Here is a 19,380-nt window from a genome sequence, read left to right on the forward strand (position 1 = left end):
CTTTCCTCAGAACTTCCGGAGAAGGGCGCGAAAAAGCTGTGGACGAATACTCCGTCCACAACCACAATGGTCGGGGAACGGAGCGCACATCCCACGGAGAACTCCTGCAGAGGTCGCGACGCGGCGACCAGGCGGTAGGGCCCGACACCGAACCGGTGAACGACTGAGCTCGTCATCCGCCTGACCGACCGACCAGGCCCCCGGAGCCCCCGCCGGTCGCGCAACCGTCAGGGGCGCCGACCTCGCGGCCCGCCGACCGGACGCCGCGGCAGGTGGCGCCGGCGGGGCGGGGGCATGACGTACGCGGGCGGCTCGGCCGGCAGCGGCGACGTGTGCCCGGGGAGGGACGGATCGCCGGAGACCGCCCCGGGCTCGACGGGTGTGCCGGGCTGCGGCACGAGGGGCGCGGTCGACGGCGGGACGGGCCCCGACTGCGGGGGCGAGGCGGGGCTGGACCTCGACCTTCGTGTGGGCCGACGGGGGACGTGGTGGGACGGCCCGTGGAACAGGCCCACGATCAGCACGGCCAGCACGACGACGGCGCCGATGCCGATGTAGAAGTCCACCTCGTCTCCTCCTCGTCGCGTCCGAGCCCACTGTCGCACGCCGTCGCGGTCCGCACCGGCTGTGCCGCAGGACCCGTCCGGATGCTCGACGCCGCGGCCCCGTTGACAGGTCCGCGAGCCCGCTGCCACAGTTGGAAACGTTTCCGCTGGAAACGTTTCCGGGCAGCCGCCCGCAGCACACGACCGACCGGCTCAGCGTCGAGCCGCGGACCTCGACGACGAGGGGGGACACCGTGGTGCGGAGCCGCGCGACCCTGCCCCAGGTCGCCGAGCGCGCCGGTGTCTCGCTGTCCTCCGCGTCCCGCGCCCTGCACGGCAACGGGGCGAGCGCCGCGATGGTCGGCCGGGTGCGTGCCGTGGCGGAGGAGCTCGGGTACCACCCCGACGCGACCGGCCGGTCGCTGCGGATGCGCCGCACGTTCCAGATCGCGTTCGCCGTCGCCGACATCGGCAACCCCGTCTACGTCGAGATGATGACGGCGATCCAGCAGGTGGTCAGCGACCGGGGCTACCGCCTGCTGCTCGCCACCACGGGGGAGACCCCGCGGGACACGGCCGCGCTCGTCCGCGGACTGGTCGCGGGGTCCGTCGACGGTCTGGTCATCAGCCCCCTGCGCCTGGACGACGAGCTTGTCGAGGCGCTGGCCGGAGCGGGCAAGCCCGTGGTGGTCATCGGCCGCCCGCTCGCGGACGACCGGCTGGACAGCGTGTCCACCGACTCCGCCGGTGGCATCGGGCAGGCGGTCGACCACGTCGTCGGGCTCGGCCGTCGCCGGATCGGCTTCCTCAACGGCCCGCTGGACACCACGCCGGGCGAGGCGCGCCAGCGGGGTTTCGACGCCGCCGTCGGCCGGTCCGGACCGGGCGTCGAGACCGTGGACACCGAGGTCGCCGACGACTTCACCGTCACCGCCGGGCTGGTCGCCGCCCGGGCGCTGCTCGCGCGGCACACCGCAGCGCCGCTGGACGCCGTCGTCGCGGCCAACGACCTCCTCGCGATCTGCGCCGTCAAGGCGGCCCGCGAGGCGGGGCTGCGGGTGCCCGACGACGTCGCCGTCACCGGGATGGACGACACCGAGCTCGGCCGGGTGTTCCAGCCGAGCCTGACGAGCGTCGACCTGGGCGCCGCCGCGCGCGGGCGCGCCGCCGCCGAGCTGCTGCTCGGCCGGCTCGACGACCCGGCGCACGAGCGGGGAGCCGTCGTCGTGGCGCCCCGGCTCGTCGTCCGCGAGTCCACGCTCGGTGCGCACGCTCCATCGGCCCCGCCCGACCGCCGGCCCTCGACCGGGGAGGAGCGCCCATGAGCGTCCCCACCGTCACCCGACCCGACCCGGCCCCCGTGCCGTCGACCGGTCGCACCCGCGACCGACGGCGCGGCACCGTCGCCCAGGCGCGCCGGCGCGAAGCCGCTGCCCTGGTGCTGCCGTCGCTGCTGCCGGTGCTCGTCCTGAGCGTCGCGCCGCTGGTGGTCGGCGTGCTGCTGGCCTTCACCGACGCCCGCCTCGTGCGCCGCCCGGAGTACGCGTTCGTGGGCGCGGAGAACTTCGAGCGGCTGCTGGGCAACGGGTTCTTCTGGGAGTCCTTCCGCATCGGCATGGTGTGGGCCGTCTCGGTCACCCTCCTGCAGCTGGTGGCGGCCATGGGCCTGGCGCTGCTGCTCGCCGCGGACCTGCGGCTCAAGGGCCTGACCCGGGTCCTGGCACTCATCCCGTGGGCGATGCCGCCGGTGGTCGTGGCGATCATGTGGCGGATGATCTACTCGCCCAACGCCGGGCCGCTGAACGCGGGCCTGGGCGCCGTCGGGCTCCCGGACGACATCAACTGGCTGGCGGACTTCTCCACCGCGCTGCCCGCGGTCGTCGTCGTCGGCGTGTGGGTCGGGATGCCGCAGACGACCGTCACGCTGCTGGCCGGCCTGCAGCAGATCCCGGGCGAGCTGCACGAGGCGGCGTCGATGGACGGCGCCGGGGCGATGCGCCGGTTCAGGTCCGTGACCCTGCCCAGCCTGCGCCCGATCATCACCTCGATCACGTCGCTGAACTTCATCTGGAACTTCAACTCGTTCAGCCTGGTCTACGTCCTGACCGAGGGCGGACCCGGCGGCAAGACGATGCTCCCGATGCTGTTCACCTACCTCGAGGCGTTCAAGAACCGGAACATCGGCTACGCCGCCGCGATGGGCGTCGTCCTCGTCGTCGTGGTGGTCGTGCTGCTCACCGCCTACCTCTGGTCCCAGCTCCGCGAGGAGAGGAGCCGCTGATGCGCGCGCTCGTCCGGCCCGCCCAGTACCTGGCGCTCGCGGCCTACATCGCCTTCCTCGGCTTCCCCCTGCTGTGGCTCGTGTCGGCGTCGCTGAAGTCGTCCGCCGAGCTCAACTCCCTGACGGTGAGCCTGATCCCGCAGGACGTCCGGTGGGACAACTTCGGCCAGGCGCTCGAGCGGCAGGGCCTGGTGCGCTCCGCGTCCAACTCCCTCGTCGTCGCGCTCGTGTCCACCGCGCTCGTGGTGCTCCTGGCGCTGCCGGCCGCCTACGCGCTGGCCCGCTTCCGGGGGGCGCTGCGGGCGCTGGGGACCGGCTGGATCCTGGTCAGCCAGGTCTTCCCGGTGATCCTGGTGATCCTGCCGCTCTTCCTCATCCTGCGGACCGTGGGGCTGACCGACAGCCTGCTCGGCCTCACCCTCGTCCACACCACCTACACCCTGCCGTTCGCCCTGTGGATGCTGCAGGGCTACGTCGCCGCGATCCCGACCGACCTCGAGGAGGCCGGCGCGATGGACGGCGCCAACCGGGCGTCGGTGCTGCGGCGGATCGTCTTCCCCCTGCTCATGCCCGGCGTCGTCGCCACCGCGATGTTCTCGTTCGTGTCGTCCTGGAACGAGTTCTTCTTCGCCCTCGTGCTGCTCCAGTCGCCGGAGAACTACACGCTCCCCATCACGCTGAAGATGTTCATCGGCGGGGAGGGGAAGGTCGCCCTCGGGCCGCTGGCGGCCGGCTCGGTTCTGGCCGCGATCCCGAGCATCGTCTTCTTCTCGATCATGCAGAAGCGGCTCACCGGCGGGCTCCTGTCGGGCGCCGTCAAGGGATAGCCGACCTCACCGGCGCCCGCGTCGACGCCACCCGCGGGTTCGGCTCCCCGGCAGCACCGACCCCGGCAGCTCCGACCCCGTCGTCCCCCACCCCCGTCTTTCCCCACCCCCGTCGTCCCCCTCACCGCCCCCTCCGAAAGGTGACCCCCATGCACACCCGTGGCGCTTCCCTCGCTGCCGGCCTCACCGCCGGCGTCCTCCTCCTCGCCGCGTGCAGCGGGGGCGCCGACGACGGCGGCGACGCCGCCCCCGAGGCGGGGTCGGACGAGCCGATCACGCTGGAGTTCCAGTCCCTGTCCGACCAGCCGGCCGCCATCGACGCGACCGAGTCGATCGTCTCGGCGTGGAACGCGGACAACCCCGACGTCCAGGTCGAGATCGTCCCGGCCGGCTGGGACGGCATCTACGACAAGCTCATCACGCAGTTCAACGGCGGCGCGGCGCCGGACATCATCCACTACGAGGCCGCGAGCATCGTGCCGTTCGCGCGCGACGGGTACCTGGCGGACCTCTCCGAGCTCATGTCCGACGAGTTCGTCGCCGACGTCCCCGAGGGCGTCCTGGAGACCGTCACCGTCGACGACCAGGTGATCGCCTACCCCACCGAGCTCCAGACCTACATGGTCTTCGCCAACCGGGGCCTGCTGGAGGCCGCCGGGGTCGAGGTGCCCACGGGCGACACCATGACGTGGGACGAGCTGCAGGAGATCGCCGCCGCCACCACCGCCGAGGGCCGGTACGGCATGGGCTGGGGCCTGAAGAGCCCGACGGCGACCTTCATGGCGATGGCGCCGGAGTTCGGCGGCCGGTTCTTCGAGGGCACCGGCGCGGACGCCGAGCTCGTCGTGGACGAGGGGGAGCTGGCGATCCCGGGGATCGTCGCGGAGATGAAGGCGGCCGGCACCGTCGACCCGGTCAGCCTGACGCAGTCCGGCTCCGAGGTGCTCGCCGCGTTCTACGCCGGTCAGGTGGCGATGACGGTCCAGGGCTCGTTCCAGGCCGCCAACATCGCGACGGACGCCCCGGGGGGCTTCGACTGGGTCGTGCTGCCGCCGCTGGAGGGTCCGGAGGGGGCCGGCCAGGCCGCGAACCCGCAGACCCTGTCGGTCAACATCGACTCCGAGCACGTCGAGGAGTCGGCGGAGTTCCTGGAGTTCTTCACCCAGGCCGAGAACCTCGCGGCGCTGAACCAGGCCGACGCGCTCATCCCGGCGACGACGTCCGCCCAGGAGCTCATGGCGCAGAACCTGTCCGGCCAGCCCGGCTGGGACGTCATCCTCTCGTCCGGCCAGTACCTGACCGACGCGCCGTACCTGTTCGTCGACGCGTACGCGCAGTGGAAGGACACGGTCGCCACCCCGGCGTTCCAGCGGTTCATCGCCGGGGAGACGGACTCCGCGGGCCTCGCCGCCGAGCTGCAGGCCGGCTGGGACGAGATCACCGCCTGACGGCAGCCCGACGAGCCCAGCGACGAGCAGGAGCACGACGTGACGTGGTTGGAGGACAGGGCGGTCGCGGTGGTCACCGGCGCCGCCGTCGGGGACGCCCTCGGCGGCGCGACGGAGGGCTGGACGCCCGAGCAGATCGAGGAGCGGCACGGGGGCCGGGTGACCGGGATCGTGGGTCCGTTCCTGCCGGACTGGCGCACCGCCCGGCCCATCGCGCCGTACCACAAGGGCGACGGGCACATCACCGACGACACCCTCATGACCCGCGCGCTCGTCGAGGTGTACGCGGCCCGCCGCGACCACCTGGACGCGTACGCCGTCGCCGAGGACCTGGTGCCGCTGATGATCGGCGAGCCGCGCTGGGTGCCGGAGCTGGAGGCGGAGGCGCTGATCCTGCAACGGGTGTTCCTCGCCGAGAAGTGGATCGTCGCGCGGCTGCACTACGGCCACGTCGACCCCCGCGAGGCCGGCGTCGGGAACATCGTCAACTGCGGTGCGGCGATGTACATGGCGCCGGTCGGCGTCGTGAACGCCGGTGACCACCGCGCCGCGTACGCGGAGGCGATCGACGTCGCGGGCGCGCACCAGTCCAGCTACGGGCGCGAGGCGGCCGGGGTGTTCGCGGCCGCGGTCGCCGCGGCGGTGGCCCCGGGGGCGACGCTGGACGACGTCGTGGAGGCGATGCTCGACGTCGCGCACGACGGCACCGCGGACGCCCTGCAGGCCGTCGTCGACGCGCTCTCCGGGTGGCCCGGCGCCCCCACGACCGACACGGAGGAGCGTGCGCTCGGCCGGGCCGTCCGCACCGCGGTCGCGCCGTACGACTCGGTGGGCCCGGAGTACCGGCGGATGTCGCGTGACGCGCGCCGACCGTCGCGCACCATGGCGATCGAGGAGCTGCCGGCGGCGGTCGGGCTGCTCCTCGGGCACCGCGGCGACTACCGCGGGTCCGTGCTCGCGGCCGTCAACTACGGACGCGACGCCGACTCCATCGCCGTCATGGCCGGGGCGGTCGCGGCCGGGCTGGGCGGCTCCCGCGTCGTCCCGGTCGAGTGGCTCGACCGGGTCGAGGAGGCCAGCCGCATGGACCTCCGGGAGACCGGGCGCCTGCTCGCGTCCGCCGCGCGCGACGTCCTGGCGGCGGACCACCAGCGCGCCGACGAGCGCTCGCGCGTGCTCGCCGGCCTGCTCGCCGAGGCGGCCCCGTCGGCCGACAGCAGCGCCGTGGCTGCCGCGGGTGTGGGGGGTGCCCCGGCGTGAGGCTGACCTGGGCCCAGCCCGAGGACCTGCTCGCCCACGAGCTCGTGCAGGCCCGCGACGAGGGCACCGACGTGTCCGACGTCGCGGCACGGTGGACCGGCGCCGGGGGCGACCTGGTGCCCGCCGTCAGCGGCGCCGGACCCGTGCCGGCGCCGCCGGGGCTCCGCGACCTGGCCCGCGTGCTGCTGGCCGACCTCGCGACGCGTGCCGCACCGCCGTCGGCCGCGGAGCCGGACGACTGGAACGCGATCGTCGCGACGCTGCCCGCCGCCCCCGGCCTGCTGGACCCCCGGCCCGGGGACGCGCGCGACCGGCTCACCGGCGCCTGGACCGGCCGCGCCGCGGGCTGCCTGCTCGGCAAGCCGGTCGAGAAGATCCCGCGCCGCGGCATCGAGGAGATCCTGCGAGCGAGCGGCCGGTGGCCGCTGGACCGCTACTTCACCGCCGTCGGCCTGCCCGCGGACGTGGCGCAGCGGTGGCCGTGGAACCGCCGCAGCGCCCCGACCTCCCTGGAGGAGGTCATCGACGGGATGCCCGAGGACGACGACCTCAACTACCCGCTGCTCGCCCTGGACCTGCTCGAGCAGCACGGGACCGGCTTCACCACCGACGACGTCGCGACGCTGTGGCTCGACCGGATGCCGGCCGGGCGGGTCTTCACCGCCGAGCGCGCCGCGTACCGCAACCTGCTCGACGCCCGACCGGTGCCGCAGACCGCGACGTACCTCAACCCGTTCCGGGAGTGGATCGGTGCGCTCATCCGCGCCGACGTCCTGGGGTGGGTGCGTCCGGGCGACGTGCGCGGCGCCGCCGCGCTCGCGTGGGTGGACGCCCGGCTCAGCCACACCCGCAACGGGGTCTACGGAGCCCTGTGGGCGGCGGCGCTGTGCTCGGCCGCCCTCGTCCTGGACGACGTCGACGACGTGCTGGACGCCGCCGCGGCCGTCGTCCCGCCCGGCAGCCGGCTGGCACGCGCGGTCCGCGTCGGCCGGGAGACCGCGGCACGGACGGACGACCTCACCGGTCTGGACCGGGGCCTGGACGTGCTGCACGCCGAGTACGGCCACCACCACTGGGTGCACGTGCTGCCCAACGCCGCGACGATCGCCTGGGCGCTCGCCCGCGGCCGCGGCGACCTGGGCCGCAGCATCACCGCCGCGGTCACCGCCGGGTGGGACACCGACTCGGTCGGCGCCACCGTCGGCTCGGTCGTCGGTGCGCTGCGGGGCACGGCCGGCGTCGAGGAGCGCTGGTCCGGGCCGCTGCGCGGCCGCATCGCGACGTCCCTGCCCGGACCGGCCGAGCGGACGGTCGACGACCTCGTCGAGCGGACGCTGCGCCTGCAGGCCACGTCGGCGCGGGTGGGCGCATGAGCGCGCACGTGGTGGTCGTCGGCAGCGCGAACGTCGACCTGGTCGTCCCGGTCCCGCGGCACCCGGGTGCAGGGGAGACCGTCCTGGGCGGGGACCTCGTGCGCACCGCCGGTGGGAAGGGCGCGAACCAGGCGGTCGCCGCCTCGCGGGCGGGGGGCGTGCGGACCACCTTCCTCGGTGCGCTCGGGCGCGACGACGCCGCGGACCTCCTGCTGGCGTCGCTGACCTCGGCGCGCGTCGACACCGCGCTCGTCGACCGCACGGACACCGCGACCGGGACCGCCTTCATCGCCGTGGACCCGGGCGGGGAGAACGCCATCGTGGTCGCCCCCGGGGCGAACGCCCGGCTGACCCTCGGACCCGCGGCGGTGGCGCGGCTGGCCGAGGCCGACGTCGTGCTCGCGCAGCTGGAGGTGCCGCTCGAGGCGGTGGTGGACGCCGCCCGGGCCCGTCGCGCCGGCAGCCGGATGGTGCTCAACGCGGCGCCGTCACGGCCGCTGCCGGATGACGTGTGGCCGCTAGTGGACGTCCTCGTGGTCAACGAGCACGAGGCGCGGGACCTGGCGGGGGGCGCCGACGGGTCGCCTCCCGACGGGGCGGGCGCTGGCGACGGGGCGGGCGACGGTGACGGGGCGGGCGACGGTGACGGGGCGGGCGACGGCGACAGCCGCGGTGACGGCGACGGCGAGCACGAGCGCCTGGCCGCCGCGCTGCTCGCGCGGGTCCCCGCGGTCGTCGTCACGCGGGGCGCCCGTGGCTGCCTGGTCGCCGAGCGCGACCAGCGGGTCGTCCACGTGGCCGCACCGCGCGTCGACCCGGTGGACACCACCGGCGCGGGGGACACCTTCTGCGGCGTCCTCGCCGCGCACCTCGCCCTCGGCGCCACGCTGGCCGACGCGGCCCGGGTCGCCGTCGTCGCCGGGGCGCTCGCGGTCACCCGCCCCGGTGCGCAGGACGCCGTGCCCGACGCCGCGGACGTCGAGCACGCCGCGCAGGTCCACGCCGGTGGCGCCCGGTGACCTTCGACCCGCTCGTCCCGCGCCCGATCGACCTGCCCACCCCGGTGCCGCTGGACCTGCCGCCGGCCCCGCCGCTCGACGCGCCCCTCGACCCTCCACCGGACCGGCCGCTCACCCCGCCCCTCGACCCACCGACCGCCGACGAGCGGCTCGTCGCCCTGGACGACGCCAAGATCTTCGCGGCCCCCGACGACCCCGCGCTGTGGCCGGCGTGGCGCGCGACCCTGCACACCTGGCGCGACGACGCCCGGCGCCGGCACGCCTACTCCGACGCGGCCTACCGGCGCCCGGGCGGGCAGTGGGCCGCACGCTGCCGGGCGGTCGCGCAGGTGTGGCTGTGGGACGAGCTGCTGTTCTCCTACCCGGAGCAGCGGTTCACCCCCGAGCGGCTGCTCGCCGACGCCGACCGCTTCGGCGGGCTGGACGCCGTGGTCCTGTGGCACGCCTACCCGGTGATCGGCCTCGACGACCGCAACCAGTGGGACCACTACCGCGACGTGCCGGGGATCGCCGAGCTGGTCGACCGCTTCCACGCCCGCGGGGTCCACGTGTTCGTCGACTACAACCCGTGGGACACCGGCACCCGCCGCGGCCGCGACGACGTCACCGAGCTCGCCGCGCTCGTGGCGGACCTGCGCGCCGACGGCGTGTTCCTCGACACCCTGCGCAAGGCCGAGCCCGAGCTGGTCGACCGGCTGGAGGAGGCGCGCCCGGGCCTGGTGCTCGAGGGGGAGTCCAGGCTCGCGACCGAGCGGATCGCGGACCACACGTCGTCGTGGGCGCAGTTCTTCGCGGACAGCCCCGTGCCGGGGGTGCTGCGCGCCCACTGGTACGAGCGCCGGCACATGCAGCACCACGTGCGGCGGTGGCACCGCGACCACGCCGAGGAGCTGCAGTCCGCGTGGCTCAACGGCGTCGGGGTCATGGTGTGGGAGGTCGTGTTCGGCGTCTGGGTCGGCTGGAACCCGCGGGACGCGGCGACGCTGCGCCGGATGGTGACCATCCAGCGCGCGGCGGACGACCTGCTCCTGGACGGCGACTGGACCCCGCTCACCCCCTTGCACCCGCAGGCGCACGCCGCCGGGATCTACGCCTCGGCCTGGACGCGGGACGGCGTGACCCTGCTGACGCTGGTCAACCGCGGCGACGTGGACCGCACCGGGCCGGTGCTCCCGCCGGCTCCCGCGACAACCGGTGGGACGGTCGTCGACCTCACCACCGGCGACGACGCCGGGCCGGACGCCGTCGTCACCGTGCCCGCGCGCGGGGTGGGCGCCGTCCTGCACCTGGTCGACGGCGCCGCGAGGCCGGCCTGGCTGGGGCCGCTGCGCGACGCGGCACGGCGCGGCGACCTCGTGCACGACGACGACGCGCGGTTCCCGCACCGCCTCGCCCGCCGGCTGGCCCCGCCACCGGCCGCGGACCCGCCCGCGGTGGCGGCCGACGTCCCCGAGCGTGCGGCGGCAGTCGTCGTGCCGGCCGGGGACTGGGTGCTCACCGTGCGCTACCGGGCCCGGGAGACCGGCATGTACCAGGGCGCCCCGTACGTCGACGAGTGGAAGCCGCTGCCCCCACGGCTGCACGACGCACGCACCCTGCAGCGCGACGGGACGCTCGACTCGCCGGTCGCCGTCGCCGTCCGCGAGGTCACCAACGCCGAGTTCCACGCGTTCGTCCGGGCCACCGGTCACCGGCCCGTCGTGGCGCACCGGTACCTGGCGCACTGGTCCGGCGACGGGCCCGCACCCGGGACCGAGGACCAGCCGGTGACCCATGTCGACCTCGACGACGCCCGGGCGTACTGCGCCTGGCGCGGGGGCCGCCTGCCGAGCGAGGACGAGTGGCAGCTCGCCGGCCAGACCGGGCGGCTGGTGCGCGGGGCGCCGGCGGTGTGGAGCTGGACGGAGAGCGAGCACAGCGACGGGCGCACCCGGTTCGTCATGCTCAAGGGCGGCGCGGACCACCGCAGCGAGGGGTCTCCGTGGTACGTCGACGGCGGCGTCCAGCCGCCGGAGGTGTCCCTCAAGCTGCTGCTGCCCGGGCTCGGGGTCGCGCGCAGCCCGAGCATCGGGTTCCGCGTCGCCTGGGACGTCATCGACGCGGCCCGCCCGGCTGCCAGCGCCCCCGCGCGTGCCGCCCTGCCGCGGCCCCGGCCCGCCCCCACGAGCGAGGAGGACTGATGGCGGTCTCCCGGGACCCCGCCGACGGACCGCTGTCCGGGCTGCGCGTGGTCGACGCCTCCACCCTGTTCGCCGGGCCGATGGCCGCGATGCACCTCGGCGACCTGGGTGCCGAGGTCGTCAAGGTCGAGCACCCGCGCCGGCCCGACCCCTCCCGCGGTCACGGGGCCGCCCGGGACGGCGTCAACCTGTGGTGGAAGACCCTGGGCCGCAACAAGCGGACGCTCACCGCGGACCTGTCCAGCCCGGGCGGTCGGGACGTGTTCCTCGCGCTCGCGACGCGGGCCGACGTCGTCGTGGAGAACTTCCGCCCCGGGACGCTCGAGCGCTGGGGGCTGGGCTACGAAGAGCTGTCGACCCGCAACCCCGGGCTGGTGCTCGCACGGGTCAGCGGCTTCGGCCAGGTCGGGCCGTACCGGGCGCGTCCCGGGTTCGGCACGCTGGCCGAGGCGATGAGCGGGTTCGCCGCGATGACCGGCGAGCCGGACGGGCCACCGACCCTCCCGCCGTTCGGCCTCGGGGACGGCATCGCGTCCCTGGCCACCGCGTTCGCCGTGATGGTGGCGCTGCGTGCCCGCGACGGGCACCCCGAGCGGCGCGGGCAGGTGGTCGACGTGGCGATCATCGAGCCGATCCTGGCGATGCTCGGCCCGCAGATCACCCGGTGGGACCAGCTGCGCACCGTGCAGCCGCGCACCGGGAACCGCTCGGCGAACAACGCGCCGCGCAACACCTACCGCACGCGCGACGGCCACTGGGTCGCGGTGTCCACGTCGGCGCAGTCCATCGCGGAGCGCGTGGTGCGGCTGGTCGGGCGCCCGGACCTCGCGGACGAGCCGTGGTTCGCCGACGGCGCGCAGCGCGCCCGGCACGCCGACGAGCTGGACGCCGCGGTCGGCGGCTGGGTCGGCGAGCGCGACCGGGACGACGTCGTCGCCGCGTTCGAGAGCGCGCAGGCGGCGGTCGCGCCGGTCTACGACGCGTCCGACATCGTCGCCGACCCGCAGTTCCGGGCCCTCGGGACGATCCACGAGGTCGAGGACCCCGAGCTGGGCCCGATGCTCATGCAGGGCCCCCTCTTCCGGCTGTCCGGGGACGACGCGGTCATCGCCTTCACCGGGCGCCCGCACGGGGCCGACACCGACGCCGTCCTGGCCGAGCTCGGGTACACCCCCGAGCAGGTCGCCGCGCTGCGCAAGGCGGGTGCGGTGTGACCGGCGCGCCGGCGGGCTCGACCGGTCCGGTGGTCACCCTGCTGTACGCCCCCGCGGACCGGCCCGACCGGGCCGCCAAGGCACTGGCCGGCGACGCCGACGTGGTGGTCCTCGACCTGGAGGACGCCGTCGCCCCGGCGCGCAAGGACAGGGCGCGGGCGGCGCTCGCGGACCTCGCCGCCGGGGCGGGGGCGGACGGCGCGGGACACCGCCGGGTCCAGGTGCGCCTCAACCACCCCTCGAGCCCCTGGTACGCCGACGACGTCGCGGCGCTCGCGGACCTGCCCCGCGTCGAGGTCCGCGTCCCCAAGGTCGAGGAGGTCGAGCAGGTCCTCGACCTCGCCGTCGCCCTGCCGGACCGGCCGCTGCACCTGCTGGTGGAGTCCGCGCTCGGGCTGGAGCGGGCGTTCGCCCTGGCCACCGCGCACGCGCAGGTCGCCTCGCTCGGGCTGGGCGAGGCGGACCTGCGCTCGGACCTCGGCGTTGGCGACGACGCCGGGCTGCTGTGGGCGCGCGGCCGTGTCGTCGTCGCGGCCCGGGCCGCCCGCCTGCCGGCCCCCGCGATGTCGGTCCACCCGCACGTCCGGGACGTCGACGGGCTGGTCGCGTCCTGCCGGGTGGGCCGGTCGCTGGGCTTCCTCGGCCGGGCCGCGATCCACCCCGCCCAGCTCGAGCCGATCCGGGACGCCTTCCGGCCGACCGCCGAGGAGGTCGCCCGTGCCGAGGAGGTCCTCGCCCGGGTCGCCGAGGCCCACGACGCCGGGGTCGGCGCCTTCGTCCTGCCCGACGGGACGTTCCTCGACGTCGCCATGGTCGAGCGGGCCCGCACCGTCGTCGCCCTCGCCGCGGCGCTCGCTGGCCGCAGCTGACCGATGGCACGGACCCGACCCCGGCCCGCCGGACCGGTCGAGGGGGCGGCCGCCGTCACCGGCACCACCCCGGCGGCCCCTGCGCGGGAAGCCGGGACGGACACGGCGCGCGCCGCCCGGGCGGGCACCGTCCTGACCGCGCAGGCGCCGTCGTCGGCGGTGGGGAGCATCGACCACGCCGTCTACCTGCCGCCCGGCTACGACGACGAGCCGGACCGCGCGTACGCGAGCCTCTACCTCCTGCACGGACGCGGTGACACCCAGGCGGCGTGGCAGCGCGTCACCGGCGACCTCGACAGGCTGATCGTCACGGGGGCGGTCCAGCCGATGGTCGTCGTCATGCCGGACGCGCCCTGGAACCAGCGCGCCAGCTGGTACACCGACTCCCGGTACACCGGTCGGCGGGCCGGGGACGAGCCCGGGGTGGCGGTCGAGACCGCGTTCACGCGGGACCTCGTCGACCACGTCGACGCCACGTACCGCACCGTGGGGCACCGCGGCGCCCGCGCCGTCGGCGGCTACTCCATGGGCGGCGCCGGTGCGCTGCGGTTCGCCCTCGCCCACCAGGACCGGTTCTCCGCCGCGCTGGTGCTCTCCGCCGCGGTGTACGTCCCGCAGCCGCCGTCCGACTCCTCGACCCGCGACCACGGCGCCTACGGCGACGGCCCGAGGCGTTTCGTCCCGCAGCGGTTCACGGAGCTGAGCCACCCCGCCGCGATGGCGGCGTTCGACCCGGCGCTGCCCGTCCACCTGTTCATCGCCGTGGGCGACGACGAGGACGCCGACCGGGACCCGCGGGACGCCGAGCACGCCCTCGACCGGGAGTCCGCGCGGCTGCACGACGCCGCGCGGCGGGTCGAGGGGATCACCGCCGAGCTGCGCGTGCTCCCCGGCGGGCACGACTGGGACGTCTGGCAGCCGGCCTTCCGCGAGGGCGTCGTCGACATCGCCGCCCACCTGCACACGTCCCAACCCGACCCCTAAGGCGCCGACGCCCACCCCCACCCCTCGCCGAGTGCGACGTCTCGGACCCTTCAGGGCGGGCGAACGGTCCAGGACGTCGCACTCGGCGGGGATGGAGGTGAGGAGCGCGCGGGCGGGTCACACCCGCTCGAGCAGGACCATCGCCTCGTAGTGGGTGGTCTGCGGGAACATGTCGAGCACCCGCCCGGTCACCGGCCGCAGGGACGGCATCGCCGCCAGGTCGCGGGCGAGGGAGACGGCGTTGCAGCTCGAGTAGACGACGTGCCGGACGGACGACGCCTCGAGCCACCCGCTCAGCTCGGCCCCGATCCCGCGCCGCGGCGGGTTGACGATCACCAGGTCCGGCGCGGTGTCCGAGGCGAGCGCGAAGGCGGTGGCGTCGCCGGCCTCGAAGCGCGCGTCGAGGCCGGCGTCACGGGCGCTAAGCCGGGCGCTCGCGACGGCCTCAGCGCTCACCTCGATCCCCGTGACCGCGCGCGCGGCACCGGCGCCGGCACCGCCACCGGCACCCTCGCCGTCCGCTCGTCCGGCCCCACCGCCGGCGCAGTGCAGCGCGAACCCGCCGACGCCGCAGTACAGGTCCCACACCGAGGCCGGTGCGAGGTCCTCGACCCAGTGCTGCGCCTGGCGGTAGAGCGCCGCCGCGATGTCGGTGTTCGTCTGGAAGAAGCTCTGCGGTCGCAGGTGCAGGTCCAGCCCGTTGACGCGCATCGTCAGCGTCTCGGCGTCGGTCAGGACGATCTCGTGCTCGCCCTCGAGGACCGCCCTGTGCTCCGGGAGGATGTTGGCCGACACGACCCGCAGTGTGGGCAGCTCCGCGAGCAGGGACGGCAGGTGCTTGCGGATCCGCGCGACCGGCTCCTGGGAGCGCAGGACGAACCGCAGCATGAGCTCGCCGTCGGGCGACTCGGTGACCAGCAGGTTCTTCAGCTCGCCGCGCCGGGTGGGCACGCTGTACGGCGTCAGGGACGCCCGGGTGACGAACGAGGCCAGCGCCGGCATGGCGGCCTGCAGCCCGGGGCTCGTGATGCCGCAGGCGCGCAGGTCGATCCCGGTGCCCCGCGGGTCCAGGATGCCGAGGGTCGGGGACTCCACCGTCCCGCCGACGACCATCTTGGCCTTGTTGCGGTAGCCGGACTCACGGCTGGGGACCGACGGCAGCCAGGTCAGGCCTGGGTGGTCGGCGAGCAGGTGGCGGCAGTGGCGCTCCTTGCCGGCGAGCTGGTCCTCGTAGGGCTGCCCCATGAGGGTGCACGAGCGGCACCGGCCAGCGTCGAAGTAGGAGCACTGCATCACCGTCCAGGGTACGTGCGGGTGCCCGTCCGCCGGGGGTGGCGGTGGTCACTCCCGTGACCACCGCCGACGGCACCCGTCACGCGGCCCCGCGGGCCCGGTCGCACGACGACGACCGGGCCCACGGACCACCGTCAGCGTCCCGCGTGCAGCAGGCGGTTCGGGCTCCGCGAGCCGGCGCCGGTGACGACGTCCTTGGTGGCCGAGGTGACCAACGAGTACGCCACGGCGGCGGGAGTCAGACCCGGGTCCCGGGACAGCAGCACGGCGGCGGCCCCGGCGACGTGGGGCGAGGCCATGGACGTGCCCGAGATCGTGGAGACGCTCGAGGCCGAGGTGGACCAGGCGGACGTGATGGCGGACCCGGGGGCGAACAGGTCCAGGCAGGCGCCGTAGTTGGAGTAGGAGGCGCGGGCGTCGGACGACGTCGTGGCGCCCACCGTGAGCGCCCCGCCCACGCGTGCGGGCGACGTCCGGCAGGCGTCGACGTGGGAGTTCCCGGCCGCCACGGCGACGGAGACGCCGTCGGCGATCAGGCCCTGGACCGCCTGGTCGAGCACGGCGCTGACCGGGCCGCCGAGGCTGAGGTTCGCCACGGCGGGCGTCCCGGCCTGGTGGTGCTGCGCCGCCCAGTCCAGCCCCGCGATGACCTGCGAGTACGAGCCGGACCCGGCGCAGTCCAGCACGCGGACCGGGACGAGGGTGGCGCGCTTGGCCACCCCGTACGTCGTGCCGCCGAGCGTGCCCGCGACGTGGGTCCCGTGACCGTTGCAGTCGGACGTCCCCGTGCCGTCGGCGACGGCGGTGTACCCGGCACGGACCCGTCCGGTCAGGTCGGTGTGGTCGGCCCGGATGCCGGTGTCGATGACGTAGGCGCTGACCCCGGCGCCGTCGGTGGTCCAGGTGTACGAGCCGTTCAGGGGCAGCGCGGTCTGGTCGACGCGGTCCAGGCCCCAGCTCGGGGTGGGCGCCTGGGTGCCGGACAGCTGCACGGTGGCGTCCGGCTCGACCGCGACGACGCGCGGGTTGCGGCGCAGCGCGTCGATGGCCGGCTGCGGCAGCGTCGCCGCGAACCCGACCACGGCGTGACCGAAGACGTGCGAGACCGTGCCGGTCGGCCCGGCGGCCCCGCGGGAGACGGCGGCGGCGTCGGAGCCCGGCCGGAGCTGGACGATCACCGCGGTGCGCTCGGCAGGGGCGGCCTGAGCGGCGGGCACGACGCCGACGGCGAGCAGGCCCGCCGCGGCGACGGCGACCCAGGGCGGGGTGCTCGTCCGGCGGCGGAGGGGGGAGGTCCGGTTCATGGGTGTCACCTCGGGTCGGGTGCCGTGGCACCGGGGGCGGTGGGGAGCGAGCATCCGGGCGCGCGTCGGCGGGCACTCGGGACATGAAGGGTATGACATCAGTGACAGTGCGGTGTGACAGCGACGGCTGCGAGCACCCGACTCTCGTGCGGTGACCGGCTCCCGGGTCGCCGGGGCTCTCCCGGCGCCTGCTCCGGTTGACCAAGGGCTCTCGTGTCCGTGATCGACGAGCTCCTCACCGCCGACGCGGCGTACGCCGAGGCCTTCCCCGGGCCGCTGCCTGCCGCCGTCGCGGCGCGTCGCGGTGGTCGCGTGCACGGACGCACGCCTGGACGCCTACCGCGTGCTGGGCCTGAACAAGGGCGAGGCGCACGTCGTCCGCACCGTGGGCGGCGTGGTCACGGACGACGTCGTGCGCTCCCTGACGCTCTCCGAGCGACTGCCGGGCACCCGCGAGGTCGTGCTCGTGCACCACACCGGCTGCGGGATGCCGACCTTGACCGCCGACGCCTCATAGGCCGCGCGGGGGTTCGTTCGATGTCGCGACGGGCCGCCGGAGGAGGTCGATGCCGGCTGACGTCAGGCGCGCCCGAGCGCCCGTTCCGGGCTACGACGTGGCGGAGTGCGGCGCGTCCTGCAGGTGCTCGACCGTGCAGTCCGGACCGGGGAACACGACGGACTCGTGGCCGTCGGGGTAGCGCACCCGGAACGGCGGGCCGCCGTCGGCGCCCTGGACGTCGATGACCTCGGCGACCTGAGGCGTCGACCCGACGGAACGGCTGTGGACGTGCAGGCGGTCTCCCACGGCGGCGCGCATGGCGGTGCTCCTCTGTCTCGACCCGCGGTGTGAGGGCGCCGCCAGGGGCGGCCGGCGCCGCTCGTCCTCACGCTGCACCCGTCACTCGGCCGTCGTCAACGCTGCCGGGCGCGCCCCCGTGCCGCCGCCCGCCCCGCGCTCCGGGTCACCGCGGCGGCGACGCTCGGCCATGATGGGACACCGCGGCGCGACCGGCCGACGAGCCGCTCGCGCGTCCCAGGCTGCTCCGCGCGATCCGCGGGGCATCGGCCCGAAAGGTGCAGCGTGACCTTCTCCCTCGTGGCGCGCGACGACGACGGGCGCACGTTCGGTGCGGCCACGGCGTCGAAGTACCTGGCGGTCGGTGCGACGGTCCCGGCCGTGGCGGCGGGCGTCGGCGCGCTGGTCACCCAGGCCCACACCAACGTCCTGTACCGCGAGGCGGGGCTGGCGATGCTGCGGGACGGCCGGACGGCGGTGCGCACGGTGGAGCTGCTCGTCGCGGACGACCCCGGGCGCGACCTGCGTCAGGTGGCCGTGGTCGCGGCCAGCGGCGCCCCCGCGGCGTGGACGGGACGGGGCTGCTCGGCCGTGGCCGGGCACGTCGTCGGGGACTCGTGCGTCGCCGTCGGCAACCTGTTGACCGGCGCCGACGTCCTGGTCGCGATGACGACGGCGTTCGAGGCGACCACCGGCACCCTGGCGCGCCGGCTGCTGGCCGGGCTGGCCGCCGGCGACGCGGCGGGCGGTGACCGCCGCGGCCGGCAGAGCGCCGCGCTGGTCGTGGCGGCCGGCGAGGGGGTGGTGCACCTGCGCACGCCGGCGCGCGTCGACCTGCGCGTCGACGACCACCCGGCGCCGGTCGCGGAGCTGACCCGGCTGCTGGGCCGGCACGAGACCCTCGTCGGCGAGCCCGACCCCGACTCCGCCCTGCCGCTGCGCGGGGAGACGGCCGCCGAGGTGGAGGCGCTGCTCGCGGCCCTGCCTGCGGTGCTCGTCCCCGACCGGGGTCCGAGCCGAGGCCCGACCCGGGACCCGGACCCGCTGCCCGACCGGCTGGCCGCCTGGGCCCGGACCGAGAACCTCGAGCACCGGGTGCTCCCTGAGGCGGTGGACCGGCGCCTGCTCGACGAGCTGCGCGGGCAGGTGCGCGGGGTCGTGGCCGGGGCGCCCTGACCGCACGTCCCCGACCGGGCCGGCGGGCCGCCCGCCGGCCTCCCTCCGGCTGCCCTCCGCGGAGGCGGTGCCGCAGAACCCGGCCGAACCCGTGCCGGTCGCCGTGCCGGGGGCGGTCCCGTTCGCTCCCGGTGCCCGCGGCCGGGTGCCCCACCAGCGCCGATAGGCTCGCCCACGTGCCCGAGGCCGACGACGAGACGCGCCTCCAGGTGGCCGCGCTCGGCGCCGCCGTCAAGGTCGAGCGACAGCGTCAGGGGCTGTCCGTCCAGGAGCTGAGCAAGCGGTCCGGCGTCAGCTTCGGCCTCATCAGCCAGCTCGAGCGCGGGCTGGGCAACCCCGGCCTCGGCTCCATGCACCGCCTCGCGCGCGCCCTCGAGGTGACACTGCCCAAGCTGCTCTCGGGCGTGGGCGGGGACGAGATGGTCGTGCGCGCCGGGGAGCGGCACCGGCTGCCCGGGACCGCCGGCGGCGGGTCCCCGGTGCGCGAGCTGCTCAGCCCGCGCATGCAGTCCCACCTCCAGGTCATCCGCAGCACGCTGCCGGTCGGCTTCAGCAACGAGGGACGTCCGTTCCGCCACCTCGGCACGGAATCCGTCCTGGTCGAGAGCGGCCGCCTGCTCGTCGTGCACGGGGAGCGGCGGGTGGAGCTTGAGCCGGGCGACGCGATGACCTACGGCTGCTCGACGCCGCACTGGTGGGCCAACGCGCACCACGACGTCACGGTCGTCCTCGGGTCGGTCACCCCGCTGGAGGCCTAGGGCCGTGGGGCCTGGCGCGGCCGGGGTCCCTGCCCGGCGACGCCGCGCATGTT

General features: G+C 75.8%; 18 protein-coding genes. 14 read left to right on the forward strand and 4 right to left on the reverse strand.

Features of this window, described 5'->3' with window-relative positions:
• Positions 1-227 precede the first annotated feature (227 nt).
• On the reverse strand, positions 228-566 hold the full coding sequence (locus tag CAE01nite_RS18190) for a hypothetical protein (RefSeq protein ID WP_186816561.1): 339 nt from the start codon (positions 564-566) through the stop codon (positions 228-230).
• A gap of 233 nt (positions 567-799) precedes the next feature.
• On the opposite strand from CAE01nite_RS18190, the gene CAE01nite_RS11505 reads away from it, so the two are divergent.
• The 11 genes from CAE01nite_RS11505 to CAE01nite_RS11555 all read left to right on the forward strand — a co-directional run bounded on the left by CAE01nite_RS11505 (position 800) and on the right by CAE01nite_RS11555 (position 14,000).
• The gene (locus tag CAE01nite_RS11505; protein ID WP_146904414.1) at positions 800-1,870 is read left to right on the forward strand and encodes a LacI family DNA-binding transcriptional regulator; all 1,071 of its coding nucleotides are present in this window, start codon (positions 800-802) and stop codon (positions 1,868-1,870) included.
• Positions 1,867-2,826, forward strand: coding sequence for a carbohydrate ABC transporter permease (locus tag CAE01nite_RS11510; protein ID WP_146904417.1), 960 nt, complete (start codon positions 1,867-1,869; stop codon positions 2,824-2,826). Before CAE01nite_RS11505 ends, CAE01nite_RS11510 begins: the two co-directional genes overlap by 4 nt.
• Positions 2,826-3,653: a carbohydrate ABC transporter permease gene (locus CAE01nite_RS11515; RefSeq protein WP_146904420.1), complete on the forward strand. Its 828-nt coding sequence runs from the start codon at positions 2,826-2,828 to the stop codon at positions 3,651-3,653. Before CAE01nite_RS11510 ends, CAE01nite_RS11515 begins: the two co-directional genes overlap by 1 nt.
• A 149-nt stretch (positions 3,654-3,802) precedes the next feature.
• Positions 3,803-5,101 carry an ABC transporter substrate-binding protein gene (locus CAE01nite_RS11520; protein ID WP_146904422.1) on the forward strand — a complete coding sequence of 433 codons (1,299 nt, stop codon included), beginning with the start codon at positions 3,803-3,805 and terminating at the stop codon, positions 5,099-5,101.
• Between the two features lie 39 nt (positions 5,102-5,140).
• On the forward strand, positions 5,141-6,361 hold the full coding sequence (locus tag CAE01nite_RS11525; protein ID WP_146904425.1) for an ADP-ribosylglycohydrolase family protein: 1,221 nt from the start codon (positions 5,141-5,143) through the stop codon (positions 6,359-6,361).
• Positions 6,358-7,734 carry an ADP-ribosylglycohydrolase family protein gene (locus CAE01nite_RS11530; RefSeq protein WP_146904428.1) on the forward strand — a complete coding sequence of 459 codons (1,377 nt, stop codon included), beginning with the start codon at positions 6,358-6,360 and terminating at the stop codon, positions 7,732-7,734. The genes CAE01nite_RS11525 and CAE01nite_RS11530 overlap by 4 nt, the downstream gene beginning before the upstream one ends.
• Entirely contained in the window at positions 7,731-8,753 is a 1,023-nt protein-coding gene (locus CAE01nite_RS11535; RefSeq protein ID WP_146904430.1) for a ribokinase, read from the forward strand. Before CAE01nite_RS11530 ends, CAE01nite_RS11535 begins: the two co-directional genes overlap by 4 nt.
• The gene (locus CAE01nite_RS11540; protein WP_146904433.1) at positions 8,750-10,933 is read left to right on the forward strand and encodes an SUMF1/EgtB/PvdO family nonheme iron enzyme; all 2,184 of its coding nucleotides are present in this window, start codon (positions 8,750-8,752) and stop codon (positions 10,931-10,933) included. The genes CAE01nite_RS11535 and CAE01nite_RS11540 overlap by 4 nt, the downstream gene beginning before the upstream one ends.
• Positions 10,933-12,147 (forward strand): CaiB/BaiF CoA transferase family protein, encoded by a 1,215-nt coding sequence (locus CAE01nite_RS11545; protein WP_146904436.1) that lies wholly within the window; start codon positions 10,933-10,935, stop codon positions 12,145-12,147. Before CAE01nite_RS11540 ends, CAE01nite_RS11545 begins: the two co-directional genes overlap by 1 nt.
• Positions 12,144-13,016, forward strand: a complete 873-nt coding sequence (locus tag CAE01nite_RS11550) for an HpcH/HpaI aldolase/citrate lyase family protein (RefSeq protein WP_146904439.1) — start codon at positions 12,144-12,146, stop codon at positions 13,014-13,016. Before CAE01nite_RS11545 ends, CAE01nite_RS11550 begins: the two co-directional genes overlap by 4 nt.
• 3 nt (positions 13,017-13,019) lie before the next feature.
• Positions 13,020-14,000: an alpha/beta hydrolase gene (locus CAE01nite_RS11555; protein WP_146904457.1), complete on the forward strand. Its 981-nt coding sequence runs from the start codon at positions 13,020-13,022 to the stop codon at positions 13,998-14,000.
• A 117-nt stretch (positions 14,001-14,117) separates the two neighbouring features.
• Here CAE01nite_RS11555 and rlmC read toward each other — a convergent pair whose 3' ends face one another.
• Positions 14,118-15,293 carry a 23S rRNA (uracil(747)-C(5))-methyltransferase RlmC gene (gene rlmC, locus CAE01nite_RS11560; RefSeq protein ID WP_146904460.1) on the reverse strand — a complete coding sequence of 392 codons (1,176 nt, stop codon included), beginning with the start codon at positions 15,291-15,293 and terminating at the stop codon, positions 14,118-14,120.
• A gap of 134 nt (positions 15,294-15,427) precedes the next feature.
• Positions 15,428-16,597 (reverse strand): S8 family peptidase, encoded by a 1,170-nt coding sequence (locus CAE01nite_RS11565; RefSeq protein WP_146904463.1) that lies wholly within the window; start codon positions 16,595-16,597, stop codon positions 15,428-15,430.
• Between the two features lie 304 nt (positions 16,598-16,901).
• Between CAE01nite_RS11565 and CAE01nite_RS11570 the strand changes: the two genes are divergently transcribed.
• On the forward strand, positions 16,902-17,114 hold the full coding sequence (locus tag CAE01nite_RS11570; protein ID WP_281285597.1) for a carbonic anhydrase: 213 nt from the start codon (positions 16,902-16,904) through the stop codon (positions 17,112-17,114).
• Positions 17,115-17,204: 90 nt separating this feature from the next.
• On the opposite strand, the gene CAE01nite_RS11575 is transcribed toward CAE01nite_RS11570, so the two are convergent.
• Positions 17,205-17,414 (reverse strand): DUF1918 domain-containing protein, encoded by a 210-nt coding sequence (locus tag CAE01nite_RS11575; protein WP_146904466.1) that lies wholly within the window; start codon positions 17,412-17,414, stop codon positions 17,205-17,207.
• Between the two features lie 264 nt (positions 17,415-17,678).
• Here CAE01nite_RS11575 and CAE01nite_RS11580 point away from each other — a divergent pair, with 264 nt between their 5' ends.
• Positions 17,679-18,569 (forward strand): DUF1028 domain-containing protein, encoded by an 891-nt coding sequence (locus CAE01nite_RS11580; RefSeq protein ID WP_146904469.1) that lies wholly within the window; start codon positions 17,679-17,681, stop codon positions 18,567-18,569.
• Positions 18,570-18,745: 176 nt separating this feature from the next.
• Positions 18,746-19,327, forward strand: a complete 582-nt coding sequence (locus CAE01nite_RS11585; protein WP_146904472.1) for a helix-turn-helix domain-containing protein — start codon at positions 18,746-18,748, stop codon at positions 19,325-19,327.
• The last annotated feature ends 53 nt before the right edge of the window (positions 19,328-19,380 follow it).

This window comes from Cellulomonas aerilata (assembly GCF_007991755.1).
Classification (GTDB): Bacteria; Actinomycetota; Actinomycetes; order Actinomycetales; family Cellulomonadaceae; genus Pengzhenrongella; species Pengzhenrongella aerilata.